This is a genomic window from Nocardioides sp. Root1257 (genome assembly GCF_001425175.1).
In the GTDB taxonomy this organism is placed as follows: Bacteria; Actinomycetota; Actinomycetes; order Propionibacteriales; family Nocardioidaceae; genus Nocardioides.
In genome coordinates this window covers 489,068-503,509 of record NZ_LMDV01000001.1, presented here as the reverse complement: position 1 = coordinate 503,509, position 14,442 = coordinate 489,068, and the positions used below count along the sequence as shown (strand labels likewise).

General features: G+C 73.9%; 13 protein-coding genes. 11 read left to right on the top strand and 2 right to left on the bottom strand.

The genetic code is table 11. The features are described from left to right. Window positions 1–23: 23 nt before the first annotated feature. From ASC77_RS02485 to ASC77_RS02470, 4 genes are read left to right on the top strand one after another with little or no spacing between them, the layout of a single operon-like run. Window positions 24–428, top strand: a complete 405-nt coding sequence (locus ASC77_RS02485; protein WP_056148455.1) for a secondary thiamine-phosphate synthase enzyme YjbQ — start codon at window positions 24–26, stop codon at window positions 426–428. Next, window positions 428–1,237, top strand: coding sequence for an inositol monophosphatase family protein (locus ASC77_RS02480; protein WP_056148453.1), 810 nt, complete (start codon window positions 428–430; stop codon window positions 1,235–1,237). Before ASC77_RS02485 ends, ASC77_RS02480 begins: the two co-directional genes overlap by 1 nt. After that, window positions 1,234–1,824, top strand: a complete 591-nt coding sequence (locus tag ASC77_RS02475) for an RNA polymerase sigma factor (RefSeq protein ID WP_082574398.1) — start codon at window positions 1,234–1,236, stop codon at window positions 1,822–1,824. Before ASC77_RS02480 ends, ASC77_RS02475 begins: the two co-directional genes overlap by 4 nt. After that, window positions 1,817–2,743, top strand: coding sequence for a CU044_5270 family protein (locus tag ASC77_RS02470; RefSeq protein WP_056148450.1), 927 nt, complete (start codon window positions 1,817–1,819; stop codon window positions 2,741–2,743). Before ASC77_RS02475 ends, ASC77_RS02470 begins: the two co-directional genes overlap by 8 nt. Before the next feature lie 16 nt (window positions 2,744–2,759). On the opposite strand, the gene ASC77_RS02465 is transcribed toward ASC77_RS02470, so the two are convergent. Both ASC77_RS02465 and ASC77_RS02460 read right to left on the bottom strand, forming a co-directional pair. Next, the gene (locus ASC77_RS02465; RefSeq protein WP_056148447.1) at window positions 2,760–3,761 is read right to left on the bottom strand and encodes an S-adenosylmethionine:tRNA ribosyltransferase-isomerase; all 1,002 of its coding nucleotides are present in this window, start codon (window positions 3,759–3,761) and stop codon (window positions 2,760–2,762) included. Beyond that, window positions 3,758–4,453: an SDR family NAD(P)-dependent oxidoreductase gene (locus ASC77_RS02460; protein ID WP_056148445.1), complete on the bottom strand. Its 696-nt coding sequence runs from the start codon at window positions 4,451–4,453 to the stop codon at window positions 3,758–3,760. The genes ASC77_RS02465 and ASC77_RS02460 overlap by 4 nt, the downstream gene beginning before the upstream one ends. A 46-nt stretch (window positions 4,454–4,499) precedes the next feature. On the opposite strand from ASC77_RS02460, the gene ASC77_RS02455 reads away from it, so the two are divergent. From ASC77_RS02455 to ASC77_RS02425, 7 genes are all read left to right on the top strand, one after another. Further along, entirely contained in the window at window positions 4,500–5,078 is a 579-nt protein-coding gene (locus ASC77_RS02455) for an N-acetyltransferase (RefSeq protein ID WP_321163684.1), read from the top strand. Between the two features lie 71 nt (window positions 5,079–5,149). Next, entirely contained in the window at window positions 5,150–6,763 is a 1,614-nt protein-coding gene (locus ASC77_RS02450) for a peroxidase family protein (RefSeq protein WP_156390880.1), read from the top strand. Window positions 6,764–6,854: 91 nt separating this feature from the next. Then, window positions 6,855–9,932 carry an FtsX-like permease family protein gene (locus ASC77_RS02445; RefSeq protein WP_056148436.1) on the top strand — a complete coding sequence of 1,026 codons (3,078 nt, stop codon included), beginning with the start codon at window positions 6,855–6,857 and terminating at the stop codon, window positions 9,930–9,932. Further along, a complete protein-coding gene (locus ASC77_RS02440; protein ID WP_235547402.1) occupies window positions 9,929–10,819 on the top strand; it encodes an ABC transporter ATP-binding protein in 891 nt (296 codons plus the stop codon). The genes ASC77_RS02445 and ASC77_RS02440 overlap by 4 nt, the downstream gene beginning before the upstream one ends. Further along, window positions 10,812–11,468 (top strand): ABC transporter ATP-binding protein, encoded by a 657-nt coding sequence (locus ASC77_RS02435; RefSeq protein WP_056148430.1) that lies wholly within the window; start codon window positions 10,812–10,814, stop codon window positions 11,466–11,468. The genes ASC77_RS02440 and ASC77_RS02435 overlap by 8 nt, the downstream gene beginning before the upstream one ends. Before the next feature lie 104 nt (window positions 11,469–11,572). After that, on the top strand, window positions 11,573–13,714 hold the full coding sequence (locus ASC77_RS02430) for an MMPL family transporter (RefSeq protein ID WP_056148427.1): 2,142 nt from the start codon (window positions 11,573–11,575) through the stop codon (window positions 13,712–13,714). Window position 13,715: 1 nt separating this feature from the next. Beyond that, entirely contained in the window at window positions 13,716–14,441 is a 726-nt protein-coding gene (locus tag ASC77_RS02425) for a hemerythrin domain-containing protein (RefSeq protein WP_056148425.1), read from the top strand. The last annotated feature ends 1 nt before the right edge of the window (window position 14,442 follow it).

Below are 14,442 nucleotides of genomic sequence, written 5' to 3'. Positions count from 1 at the left end.
CGGCCCGATGACACCATGGGCCCATGGATTCGGTGACGTTGGAGTTTCGAACCGGACACGACGAGGTCGTCCTCGACCTCACCGACGACTGTCGCGACTTCGTCGCGCACCGCGGCGACGGACTGCTCAACGTCTTCGTCCCGCACGCGACCGCGGGCATCGCGATCATCGAGACCGGTGCCGGCAGCGACGACGACCTGCTGGCGGCGCTCGGCGACCTGCTGCCCGCCGACGACCGGTGGCGGCACCGGCACGGCAGTCGTGGCCACGGCCGCTCGCACGTGATGCCGGCGATCGTGCCGCCGCACGCCACCGTCCCGGTCCTCGACGGCCGGATGGCGCTCGGCACCTGGCAGAGCGTCTGCCTGGTCGACCTCAACGTGGACAACGACGCGCGTCAGGTCCGGCTCTCGTTCGTCGCCGGCTGATGTCGGACGCCGAGCTCGCCGTGGCGGCCGCAGAGGCCGGCGCGGCGGTGGTCCGCGCCCACTACGGCGCCGAGGTCGAGCGCTACGCCAAGTCGCCCACCGACTTCGCGACGACCGCCGACATCGAGGCCGAGCGAGCGATCGTCGCCTTCTTGCGCGAGGCACGACCGGACGACGCGGTCCTCGGGGAGGAGAGCGGCCTCACCGGCGCGGCCGCCCGGCGGACCTGGCTGGTCGACCCGCTGTGCGGGACGCTGAACTTCGCCGTCACCACGCCACTCATCGCCACCAACGTCGCACTCCGGGTCGGCGACCGCATCGAGGCCGCGGCGTCGGCGGACCCGATCGCCCGTGAGGTGTTCTGGACCGACGGCGTGGGCGCCTGGTGCCGTACCCCCGTCGGCGACGCCCCGCTGTACCCGTCGCCCGACTCGGCCCTCGTCGAGGTCAACCTCGACGCCGTCCACCCGGACCCCGGCCGGTTCCGGCCGGCCGTCCTGCTCGGGCACCCGGACTTCCGCGCGCGGTACGGCGGGCGGGTGCTCTCGACGACGCTGGCGCTGGCGTGGGTGGCTGCGGGCCGGCGGGCGGCGTACGTCACCGACGGTCGCTTCACGGACAACGTGCACTTCGCGGCCGGCATCGCGATCTGCGGCGCAGCGGGCTGCGTCGTCACGGACCTGCGTGGGGAGGCCGTGGACTCGCCTGGCGGGAGCGGGCTCCTCGTTGCGGCGGACCGCGAGACGCACGACCACCTGCTCGGGCTGTGCGCGAACTCGTCTGAGGGGATCGGGAAACAACAGGTGTGAGCACACCGAACCCACCGCCCCGCTCCGAGCCGCCCGCGTTCGCCGAGATCTACGACCGGTACGCCGACGACGTCCACCGCTACCTGCGCCGGCGCCTCGGCGGCGACGTCGCCGACGACCTGACGGCCGACACCTTCGTCGCCGCCTTCCGGTCCTGGTCGCGGTTCGACCCGACGGCGGAGAGCGCCCGGCCGTGGCTGTTCGGCATCGCCAGCAACCTGGCGGCCAAGCACCGGCGCAGCGAGGTCCGCGGCCTGCGCGCCTACGCCCGCTCGGGCGTGGACCCGGTCGCCAGCTCGTGGGCGGAGGCAGCCGACGACCGCGTCAGCGCGCAGGCGATGAACCGCGAGCTCGCGACCGCGCTCTCCGAGCTGTCCGCCGGCGAGCGCGACGTGCTGCTGCTCGTCGCGTGGGCGGAGCTGAGCTACGCCGAGGTCGCCGCCGCCCTGCACCTCCCGGTCGGCACCGTCCGGTCCCGGCTCAACCGGGCGCGCCGCAAGGTGCGCACCACCCTGTCACCCGGCACCGAGCGCGTCGCCGTACGCCCGCTGACCGCCCTCGAGGCACGTGGAGGAAACCATGGATGACCTGACCCTCGTACGAGAGTTCCGCGCCGACGCGCCCCTCGGAGCCCCGAGCGCCGTCCGCGACGCCGTCCTGGCTGCGACGACTCCGCGCGCCCGCCGGTTCGGCCCGCTGCCGACCGCCCTCGCGGCGGCCGCCGCGGTCGCCGTCGGCGCCGTCGGCGTCCTGGCGCTGCAGGCCGGGCCGGCCGCCTCGCCGAGCGCCGCCGCCGTCCTCGGCCGCGCGGCGACCGCCGTCGCCGCGGACCAGGTGCCCCGCCCGCGCGACGACCAGTGGGTCTTCGAGACGGTGTACGGCGGCGCCACCGACGGCGGACCGTTCGCGATGGTCCCGGGGGAGGGCTGGACCCGCTTCGACGGCACGCAGTACGCCGACGCGCCCTCCGACCACCCGCGTGCCCTGCACGTGCAGCACCTCCAGGACGACCCGTCGGTCCCGTCGCCCGCGGAGTGGTACGACGCCGCGGCGCGGCTGCCCCACGAGCCCGCGGCGCTGCTCGCGGCGCTGCGCGCCGGCGGACTCGCCGATGTCGACGGCGGGACCGAGGCGGTGCGCGACTTCGAGGCGGTCGTCGAGGCACTCGGCCAGCCGGTGCTGCCGGCCACGGCCCGCGCCGACCTGTTCGACGCACTGGCGACCGTCCCCGGCGTCACGATCGACGCCGACGCCGAGCCCGACCTCCTCGGCGACCCGGTGCTGGCCGTGACGCTCGACCGGGCGCCGGACGCGAGCGGGCTGCTCAGCCGCCGCGAGCTGCTGCTCGACCCCGACACCTATGCCTACCGCGGCGTGCGCGTCACGGCCCTCGAGGGCGGCCGGATCGGCGGCGCCAAGGGGCTCGACGTCACGGCGGGCCAGACCTGGTACGAGGACACGGTCGCCGACGCCGTCGTCGTCGACCGGCCCGGCCAGCGCCACTGAGCCGGACCGACAGAGGCTACGGGAGCAGCAGCATCGCGTCGCCGAACTCGTGCCAGAGGTACGCCGGCGCCCCGGGCCCGTCCAGGTCCGCGTAGCCCCGGTCCACCAGCGTGCGGCCGGCCACGGCGGCGAGCAGGTGCAGGTGACTCGCCTCGGGCTCGTGCAGCCCGGTGAGCAGCCCGTCGACCACCCGGGCCGGGCGGGACGGGTCCAGCACCAGCGAGGTCCAGCCGGCGCTGGGCACGACCTGGAGGGGCCCGACAGGACCGCCGGCCGCGGCCGACTCGAGGGCGCGCACCACGGTCGTCCCGACGGCCACCACCCGACGACCGGCCGCCCGCGTCGAGCCGACGAGCCGGGCGGTGGCCGCCGGAACGGCGTACTCCTCCGGCTGGGGAGGCTCGTGCTTCTCCTGGCTCGCGACGCCGGTGTGCAGCACCACCGGAGCGATCACCACGCCGCTCGCCATCAGCGAGACGAGCAGCCGCTCGGTGAGCGGTCGGCCGGCGCTGGGCATCTCGGCGCTGCCGGGATGCCGGGCGTACGCGTTCTGGAGTGCGTCGAGGGGCCACTCGCCGTGCACGTAGCGGTAGTGGATCGGCCGGCCCCACCGCGTGAGGTAGTCGACGCGGTCGACCGCCGGCGACGCGACCGCCCGCCAGAGCCGGGCCTGCCCTGCGGGGTGTGGCGCGACGATGCGGAGCGAGACCCCGCCCGGCAGCTCGAGACGCTCACCCGGCACCGGTGTCGCCGGCCCGCTGTTGTCGGGCTGCCGGAGCTCGACGACCCAGCTGCCGTCGTCGAGGCCGGTAGAGACGTGGACGACCCACCGCTCACCGACGATCGCCGACGGAAGGGTGCCGCTGGTGTTGACCACGAGCAGGTCGCCGGGGCGCAGGTGCTCGCCGAGGTGGCGCACGGTCGTGTGTGTCGTCGTCTGCGACGTCACCACGGCCAGTCGTACGTCGTCGCGTGCCAGGCCGCGGGCCTCCGGTGGGACCGCTGCCTCGCGGATCATGCTCGCACCGCCGGCTCCAGGTCGGCCGCGCGGTGCCGGCCGCTCTTGTGGTCCCCGAGGACCAGGGCCATCAGGTGCGGCACGACCGACGCGGGGTCCGGCCGGTCGCCGATGTCCTCGCCCGGGAAGGCCGCCTGGTGCATCGCCGTCCGCAGGTCGCCCGGGTCGACGGCGTACACGCGCACGTCGGGCTCCTCCGCGGCCAGCACCCGGCTCGCGTGGTCCAGCGCGGCCTTGCTGGAGCCGTACCCGCCCCAGGTCTCGTAGGCCTCGACGGACGCGTCCGAGGTGACGTTGAGGATCCGTCCGCGCCGGGTGCGCAGCTGGGGGAGCAGCAGGCCGGCCAGGGCGATCGGGGCCACGACGTTGACGTCGAAGGTGCGCAGGTAGGTCTCCGGCTGGAGGTCGGCCAGCGCAGGGAGCGGGCTCGCACCCAGCGTGCTGGCGTTGTTGACGAGCAGGTCGGCCCCGCCGAGGTCCGCCGCCGAGGCGGCCAGCGCGCCGCGGTGCCACGAGTCCGTGACGTCGCCGGGCACGGCGAGGTGCGGTCCGCCGGGCAGGCCGTCGACGGCGTCGCCCAGTCGTACGGCGTCGCGCGCATCGCCCACGACGGACCAGCCGGTCCGGGCGAGTGCGTGCGCGAACGCGAGGCCGAGCCCCTGTGAGGCTCCGGTAATGACGGCGACAGGCATGAGTGGTGTCTCCTAGGGTCGGGCTTGTCCGTATCTCCCCACGAGGGTGCAAGTTGAAGTGAACTTCAAGTCAAGGCCTGCGACGTCAGAAGACTCGGCCGAGGTGCTCCGCGTGGTGGAGGCGGCGTTCGGCCCGGAGGAGGGGCCGGTGGTCGCGCGGCTCGTCACCGCGCTCGACGAGTCGGGCAGCACCCGCGCGAGCCTCGTGGTCGAGGTCGACGCCCAGGTCGTCGGGCACGTGCAGCTCAGCCGCTCGTGGGTCGATGCACGGGAGGCACTCGTCGACGTGCTGGTGCTGAGCCCGCTGTCGGTGGACCCCGCCCACCAGGGCCGCGGCATCGGGGCGGCGCTGCTGGACGCAGCGCGCGCCGAGGCCGAGCGGCTCGGCGCACCTGCGCTCTTCCTCGAGGGCGACCCCGGCTACTACGGCGGTCGCGGCTGGTCGGCCGGCGGCCCGCTGGGATTCACGCCACCGTCCGCGCGCATCCCGGCCCCGGCGTTCCAGGTGGTCCTGCTGTCGTCGTACGAGCCCTGGATGACCGGTGCGCTGGTCTACTGCGAGCCCTTCTGGAGCCTCGACTGCGTGGGTCTGCGCGACCCGTTGCTGGCCCAGCTCGGCGGCTGAGCGTCACCTGCCGCGCGGGATCCCCACCCTGGGCCACGCGCGCAGGCGGCTGACGGGCCTAGCGTCGGACGATGGGCGTTCGACACGGGTCAGAGAGCTTCTTCATCGAGGGCGAGGGGCTGGTCAACACGCAGCTCGGCGGTCGGCACGGCGAGCAGCCGGACCCGATCACCGAGCCCGCGGCGCCGGCGGCCGCCGCCCGACGCGCCGGGACGGCACCGCCGTTCCGGTTCTCGCGGGTCGGACCGCGAGGTCGCGCGCTGCCCGAGCCGCTGGCCCTCGATCTCGCGGACGCGATGACGCGGGGAGGTGGCGGCCGCGGCGACATCCCGGCCGGCTACACCTACCTCGGCCAGTTCATCGACCACGACCTGACCATGGACGCCACCGACGTCGCGCTGGGTGAGGACATCACCCCCGCCGAGCTGCTGCAGGGCCGGTCGCCGACGCTCGACCTCGACTCGCTGTACGGCGCCGGGCCCGCTGACAGCGTCTCGGCGCGGTTCTACGAGGCCGACGGCGTCCACCTCAGGACGGGGACGACGCTCCGGGTCGGTCCGGACCGCGAGAAGGTCGGGCACGACCTGCCGCGCGTCGGGACGGGTGCGGCCCGGGCGCGCCGGCGGGCGCTGATCCCCGACCCGCGCAACGATGAGAACCTGATCGTCGCCCAGACCCACGTCGCGATGATCCGGTTCCACAACCGGGTCGTCGACAAGCTCCCCGCCTCGCTGCCGCCGGCGCAGCGCTTCCGCCAGGCCCGGCGGGCGGTCACGCTGCACTACCACTGGCTGATCCGGCACGACTACCTGCCGCGCATCGTCGACCCGGCCGTCGTGGAGGACGTGTTCACCCACGGGCGCAAGCTGGTCCAGCCGGACGCCGCCCCGACCGAGATGCCCACCATGCCCGTGGAGTTCTCCGTCGCCGCGTTCCGGCTCGGCCACAGCATGGTCCGACCCGTCTACGACTGGAACCGCCGGTTCCCGCAGGGGGTCGGCTTCCTGGACTACATGTTCCAGTTCTCGGGCCTCGGCGGCGACCTCGGTGGCGAGGACCGGCTGCTGAGCAACTGGCTCGCCGACTGGCGCCGGATGTACGACTTCGCCGCCGGGGACCGACCGGGCCTCGCGCCGCCGGCCGCCGTCAACATGGCCCAGCGCATCGACACCCTGCTCACCGACCCGCTGAAGAACCTGCCCCCGAGCACGTTCGGCGGTGCGGCCGGGATCCCGTTCGACGACCGGAGGCGCAACCTGGCCTTCCGCAACCTGACGCGCGGGTCGATGCTCCGGCTCGCGAGCGGCCAGCAGATGGTCGAGCGGCTGCGCGCGGCGGGGGTGTCCGTCCAGCCGCTGAGCCGGCGCCAGATCCTCCAGGGCAACGGGGGAGCGAGCGTCGGCGGGCTGTCCGAGCGGAAGAAGGACGCCCTGGTCGCCCACACGCCGCTGTGGTTCTACCTCCTCCGGGAGGCCGAGACCGGGGACGGACGGCTGCGGCGCGTCGGCGCCCGGATCGTCGCCGAGACGTTCCACCGGTCGATGGAGGGCAGCCGTTTCTCCCTGCTCCGCAGCCCCGGCTTCCACCCGGCCCACGGGCGCGGGGACGTGTTCGAGATGACCGACCTGCTGTTCTTCGCCTTCGCCGGCAAGAAGGCCGGGATCAACCCCCTCGGCGGCGCCTGACGCCCGACGAACCGGGACACCACGACCTACCGGCTGGGCGCCGGGACGTGTGAGATCGTGTCCCGGTTGCGTTGACACGGGGGAGTGAACAGTGAGGCGTTGGCGGTACCGGCCGCTCCAGGCGGCTGCGGTCGCGGCGCTCGCTGCGCTGATGACGGCGTGCGCGGCGTTCGCGCCGCTGTACTACCGGGCGATGCAGCAGGCGCTCACCGACATCACGCTCTCCGGCGCGACCGTGATCGACACCAGCGTCCAGCTGTCGATGACGCCCGGGGACGAGTTCTACGACGCCGGCCCGCTGCCCCAGCCGGAGCAGCTCGCGGACCAGCTCCCCGCGGCGTACCGCTCCGACTTCCACGAGCCGATTCTCGGCTACGCGGCGAACGCGGGGGTGCTGCCCGGCGGGCTGACCGACCCGTACGGCGACCTGATCTGGCGCAGCGGCCAGTGCGACCACCTCTCGTTCACCGACGGCGCGTGTCCGGCCGGTCCCGGCGAGATCGCCGTCAGCGCGGCGGACGTGAAGACCTTCGGCCTCGATGTCGGCTCGTCGGTCCGCATCGCCGGCGGCACGAACCAGAACGGCTCCTCGAGCGTGGCACGCCTGAAGGTCGTCGGCGTGTACGAGCAGCAGGTCAGCGACTACTGGTTCGGGCAGTCCTTGACCGGTCGATCCGGGGTCGTGATCTCGACCGGTGCGCCCGCGCCGCCGCAGCACGACGTCTGGATCACCTCCCGCGACAGCTTCGACAACGCCCTGGTCGACGCCCGGTCCTCGAGCGCGGGCTACCTCATCGACGACGACGCCGTCGGGGTCGACGAGCTCCTGGCGCTCGGCCCGGCGGTCGACGACCTGGCGCACCGTCGACCCGACGTCGGAGTGACGCCGGTCAAGGTGGTCTCCGGCCTCCCGGATCTCGCGCACGGCGTCCAGGAGCAGATCGACCAGTCCCGGGTGACGGTGCCGCTGCTGATGGCACAGCTGTGCCTGCTCGCGATCGTCGTGCTGTGGCTGGTGCTGCTCGCCATCACCGAGCAGCGTCGCCCGGAGGTCGCCCTCGCCCGGCTGCGTGGCCGGGGCCGCCGGGGCGCGCGGCGGCTCCTGCTCGACGAGCTGCTCCCGATCACGCTGCTCGCCGTGGTGCCCGGTGCGCTGCTAGCGGTGCTCGCCGCCTGGGTCGTCCCGAAGGTGCTGCTGCCCGGGTCGGTGCGGTTCGAGCTCGGCTGGCCGTTCCTGGCCGCGCTGCTCGCCTCGGCGGTGGTGCTCACCGGGGTGACGGTGGTCGCCGTCACCCGGGTCGCCCGTGAACCGGTCGAGCGGCTGCTGCGGCGGGTGCCGCCCCGCAGCACCGGGTGGGCCCTGGGTGCGACGGACGCCATCGTCATCGCCGGTGCCGGCGGCATCGTCGTCGTCTTCGCGACCGGCGGGCTGGACGGTCCGATCGCCCTGGCTGCCCCCGGGCTGCTGGCCATCGTCGTCGGACTGGTGCTGGCCCACCTGACCACCCCGACGGCCGCGCTCTACGGCCGGCGCCAGCTGCGTCGGGGCCGGGTCCGTGTCGGGGTCAGCATGCTCGACGCCGCCCGGAGCCCCGCCACCCGGCGGATCATCGCGATCGTCACCCTCGCCTCGGCGCTGGCGGTGTTCTCGGCCGACGCCCTGATCGTCGGCCAGCGCAACCGGGCCACCGCCGCGGCCCAGCAGGCCGGTGCGCCGCGGGTGCTCGACGTGGACAGCAACGACCTCGCCGACATCCGCGCCGTCCTCGCCGACATCGACCCGGAGGGCGACGAGCTCACCCCCGTCGTGCGGGTGCACCCGCCCGGAGACGACGCCCCGGACACGCTGGCGGTCATCGCGTCGTCGTTCCGCAAGATCGCCCTCTTCCCCGGTGGCGGACCCTCCGACGCCCTCTGGGACAAGCTGGCCCCGCCGGACGCGGAGCCGATCGACATCACCGGGACCGAGCTCGACATCGATGCCGACGACTCCACGCTGACGTCGAAGCGGGTCGACAACAAGCTCACCCCCGTGACCCTCGGGCTCGACCTGGTCAACCAGTCCGGCGAGACGCTGCACACGACCCTGGGCACGTTCGCATCCGCGAGCGCACACCGGCACTTCCACCACCTGGTGAGCTGCTCGGAGGGCTGCCACGTCACGGGCGTGTGGACCAGCACCCTGCCCGGGGCGACCATCGAGGGCGCGGTCACGCTGCGCAACCTCACCGCACGGTCCGACACCTCGCCGGCACAGGTCGTGCCGCTCGGGCCCGCCGAGCAGTGGACCAAGTTCTACACGCGGGAGACCGGCCACGTCTCGCCGAGCTCGACGACGCCCGACGAGCTGACGGTGACCTTCCAGGGCCAGGGCGTGTCGCCCATGACCATGCAGCAGCGCTGGCTGCCGACCGTCGTACCGGCGCTCGTCGCCGGGCCGCTCCCGCCGGGCGGCAGCGGCAACCAGTTCACGCTCACCGGCCTGGACGGCGGAGTGCAGCCCGCTGCCAAGGTCGGGTCCCTCGACCGGGTGCCCGCCTCCGAGCCCAACACCTTCGTCACGGACCTCGAGTCGCTCCAGCGCGGACGGTCGGTGCTCGCGACCGACCGGGTCCAGGTCTGGTTCGGTGACGACGACCCGGCGCTGCTCGACCAGGTCACCGACGCCCTGTCCGACCGCGGCATCGCCGTCGCGCAGACCACGACCCTGCGTGACATCAAGCGCTCGTACGACGAGTCCGCGGCCGCCTGGAGCCTCCAGCTGGCCGCCCTGGTCGGCACCGTGGCGCTGCTGATCGCCCTGCTCGTGCTGGTCGTCAGCGCCGTCAGCGGCTGGCGGTTCCGCACCCGCGACTTCGCGGCGCTGCGGATGAGCGGCGTACCGATCCGCTCGATCCGCTCGGTCGCCGTGGCCGCCCAGTTCCCGGCGGTGCTGGTGGGCGTGACCGCGGGTGCCCTGTCGGGACTCTTCGGTGCCCAGCTGGCGATGCCGATCGTGCCGCTCTTCGCCTCCGCCCCCGAGGTCTCCACCCTCGACCTCAGCGCGGCGTGGGGTGCCGTCGTGCTGGCGGTCGTGCTGTCGCTCGTCGTGCTCGGGGCCGGCAGCGTCATCATCGGTCGCGCGCTGGCGTCGCGCGCCGAGCTCCGACGACTCCGGGAGACCCTGTGACCACTCCGGGAGAGACGGTGAAGACGACGGCGACGCCCCGGGCGACGACGGGGCTGCGGGTCAGCACCCAGCGGCTGGTGCACATCTACCGGTCCGAGGGCCACGAGGTGGCCGCGCTCTCCGGTGTCGACCTCGAGGTGGGCGCGGGCGAGATGGTCGGCCTGCTCGGGCCGTCCGGGGCCGGCAAGTCGACGCTGCTCAGCCTCCTCGCCGGGGTGTTCCGGCCGAGCGCCGGCAAGGTCTTCGTCGGCCAGACCGAGCTGTCCGCGGCCAGCCCGAACCGGCTCGACGAGATGCGCGCGCTCGAGGTGTCACTGATGCTCCAGGGCGCCGGCCGCAACCTGCTGCCGTACTTCACCCCGCTCGAGAACGTCGAGTTCGCGCAGGGTGCCGCCCGCCGCGCGGGCAAGGAGCTCCCGGACCCGGCCGAGGTGCTCGCGGCCGTCGGCCTGGTCGCCGAGGCGGGGCGACCGCTGGGCGAGCTGAGCCCCGGGCACCTCCAGCTCGCGGCGCTCGCGGTCGCGATGGCCCCGCGGCCCGGCCTGCTGCTCGCCGACGAGCCCACCAGCCAGCTCGAGCACAGCGCCCGCGACCTCGTGCTGGAGCGGATGTCGCTGCTCAACCGCGAGCTCGGCACGACGGTCGTGCTGGTCACCCACGACCCTGACGTCGCCGCGTTCCTGCCGCGCACCATCACGATCCGCGACGGCCGGGTCGGTGGCGAGGGCCGCAGCGGCGAGGAGTACGCCGTGGTCACGCCCGACGGCTTCCTACCGCTGCCGCTGCACGTGCGGGAGAACCTGCTGCCCGGCACGCTGGTCCGCTTCCACCTCGGGGAGGACGGCACCTACACGCTGGTCCAGGAAGCGAGGGACGCCGATGGATGAGCTGATCGTGCGCGGCGTCGAGGTCCGGTACGGCGACCTCGTGGCCGTCCAGCCGGTCGACCTGATGCTCCAGCCCGGTCAGCTGCTCGCGGTCACGGGACCGTCGGGTGCCGGCAAGTCCTCGCTGCTGTGGGCGCTGGGCGCGGCGCTGCGCCCGAGCGCCGGGACCGTGCAGCTGGCCGGGGACGAGCTGACGGACCGGGAGCAGGCCGCCCGGGCGGGGGTCGTGATCGTGCCGCAGGGCAACGGGCTCGCCTCGTCGCTCACCGCGGCGGAGAACGTCCTGGTACCGCTGCTCTCGGCCGGCGTGCCCGCCGACGAGGCCGCACGCCGTACCGCTGACGCCCTGACCCTGGTCGGGCTCGAGGAGAGCGGCAACCACCTGATCGAGGAGCTCTCCGGCGGCCAGCAGCAGCGGGTGGCGCTGGCGCGGGCGTTCGGCGCGCAGGCCCGGCTGCTGCTCGCGGACGAGCCGACGAGTGACCTCGACGCCGCCAACCGGGAGCGGATGGTGGCCGCGCTGCGCGGCGACGCCGTGCGCGGCGCGATCGTCGTGATGGCGACCCACGACCCGGAGGCGGCCGAGCAGGCCGACGGCGAGCTGCACCTCGACGAGGGCGTCGCCACCTGGGTCCGGCCGCTCGGCTAGACGGCCCAGCCCTTCCAAGTCAGCTCCCAGTCGGCCTCAAGAGGCCGCCGTCAGAGTCGTCCCACCAGACCACCTCTGACAGCCCTCCTGATGGGAGCACCACCGTGTCACGCATCCTGCACCGCCTCGGCTACAGCACCGCGGCGCACCCCTGGCGGACGATCTCCGCCTGGCTCGTGGTCGTCGTCGTGGCCTTCGGGCTCTCGGGAGCCTTCGGCGGCACGTTCCACGACGACTACGACATCCCGGCCGCCCAGGCCCAGAACGGCATCGAGCAGCTGCGCGACCACGTGCCGCACGGCGGCGGCGCGACCGCACAGGTCGTCGTGCACGACTCGTCCGGCACGCCCCTCCAGGCGGCCGACCTCGACGCCCTCGTCCAGCGCCTCGGCAACCTCGACCACGCGACGTCCGTGAGCGAGCCGCGCCTCTCCGGCGACGCCGACACCGCGCTCGTCACCGTGGCGTACGACGTGCCGGTCACCGACCCCGACCTGGTCGGCGCGAAGGGCTACGACCCGCTCGTGGACGCCATCGACCCACTCCGCGACGCCGGCCTGCAGGCCGAGCTGGGCGGGGAGCTGCCGGGCGGCGCCGAGTCCCAGATGAAGGGCACCGGCGAGCTCGCCGGCGTGATCGCGGCGCTCGTACTGCTGATCGTGGCCTTCGGCTCCGTCGTCGCCGCGGGTCTGCCGCTCGCGGTCGCCCTGACGGGCCTCGCGGTCGGCTCCGCAGGGGTCACCCTGCTCGCCGGCGTGATGGACGTCAGCACCGCCGCCCCGACGGTCGCGACCATGGTCGGCCTCGGCGTCGGCATCGACTACGCCCTGCTGCTCGTCACCCGGCACGTGGAGTTCCTCGGCCAGGGCCTCGACAAGCGCGAGGCGGCCGGCCGGGCGATGGCCACCGCCGGACGCTCCGTCGTCTTCGCCTCGGCCACGGTCCTGATCTCCCTCATGGGGCTCCGCTTCGGCGGCCTGCCGGTCTACTCGACCTTCGGCTACGCGACGGCCATCGCCGTGATCTCCGTGCTCGCCGCGGCGCTCACCCTGGTGCCCGCGCTCTGCGGCCTCGCCGGCCAGCGGCTGATGCCGCGCAAGGTCCGCAAGAACCGGGCCGCGAGCACCAAGAAGCCCCTCACCGCCCGCTGGGCCGCGGGGGTGTCCAAGCGCCCGGTCGCCGCCGCGCTCGCCGCCCTCACCTTCCTGCTGCTGCTCGCCGCCCCCACCCTGGGCATGCGCACCTGGCCGCAGGACGGCAGCAGCAACAGCACGGAGACCTCGCAGCGCCGGGCGTACGACCTGATCGCCGACGAGTACGGCGCCGGCGCGAACGGGCCGTTCACGCTGGTGGTCGACACGACGAAGGCCGACCCGCAGGCCGTCGCCGACCAGGTGGCCGCCGAGCCGGGCGTCGTCGGGGTCACCACCCCGGTCACGACGCCGGACGGCGCGATCGGCGTCTTCGAGGCGCAGCCGGCGTACGGACCCGCTGACCAGCGCACCTCCGACCTCGTCGCCACCCTGCGGGACGACCTCCCGGCCGGCGTCGAGGTGACGGGCCTGACCCCGCTGTTCGCCGACCTCTCCGGGATGCTCTCCGGCAAGATCTGGACGGTCGTCGGTTTCGTGGTCGCGGTCTCGGTGCTGCTGCTCGCGATGATGTTCCGCTCGGTCGTCGTCCCGGTGAAGGCGGCCGTGATGAACCTGCTGTCCATCGGTGCGGCGTACGGCGTCCTCACCCTCGCCTTCCAGCACGGCTGGGGCGGAAGCCTGCTCGGCCTCGACCACCCGGTCGCGGTGTCGAGCTGGATCCCGATCCTGATGTTCGCGATCCTCTTCGGGCTCTCGATGGACTACGAGGTGTTCCTGCTCTCGCGGATCCGTGAGGACTGGCTGCGCACCGGCGACGCCCGCGGCAGTGTGGAGCGTGGCCTCGCCTCGACCGGACGGGTGATCAGCTCGGCCGCCGCGATCATGGTCGTCGTCTTCCTCGGGTTCTCCACCGAGGCAGACACCGTCGTCAAGCAGCTCGGCTTCGGCATGGCCGTCGCCATCGTCCTGGATGCCACCGTGGTCCGGATGGTCCTGGTCCCCGCGACCATGACCCTGCTCGGCAAGTGGAACTGGTGGCTGCCGGCCTGGCTGGACCGCCTGCTCCCGACGATCGACGCCGAGAAGGACGACGCCGAGCTCTGGGCGGAGCTGGACGAGGTCGACGGCCTCGACGAGAAGGTCGAGGCCTGAGATGACCACGACCCACCCCACCTGGCCGCGGCAGCTGCGGCTGCCCGGCCAGGTGGCGGCCCCGGACGGGCCGATCGACATGCGGATGATGTACGTGATGCACCACGCCTTCCGGCGCGACCTCGACCTCTTCTCGGCGGCGGTGCGCAACACGCCCGCCACCGAGTGGTCCACCTGGGTGCTGCTGGCGGAGCGGTGGGAGCTGTTCGCCGAGGCGCTGCACGAGCACCACACCATCGAGGACGAGGGGGTGTGGCCCGTCCTCCAGCAGCTCGGCTCCGAGGAGGACGTCGCCACCCTCGCTGCCATGGAGGCCGAGCACGGCGAGATCGACCCGCTGCTCGAGGGCTGTGCGGCCGGCTTCCGCCGGCTCGCCCAGTCGGGACGTCAGCACGCGGACGAGGACGCCCGGGCCGCCCTCGCCGTCCGGGTGTGTGCGGCTCGCGAGTCGTTGCGTCGGCACCTCGCCCACGAGGAGACCGAGGCGATCGCGATCATCCAGCGGCTGCTCACGGCCGAGGACTGGGACCGCATCGAGGAGGAGCACGTCGGGAAGCCGAAGCTCGGCAAGGTCGTCCGGCTGGTGCCGTGGGCGGCGTACGGCGTGCCCCGAGAGGCGCTCGAGCGGGTGTTCAGCCAGCCCGGTGGCGGCGGCTTCCGACTGATCTGGCGGCTGACCCGGCGCGGCTTCGCGCGCCGGCACGCACGGACCTTCCGGTTCGCCTGAA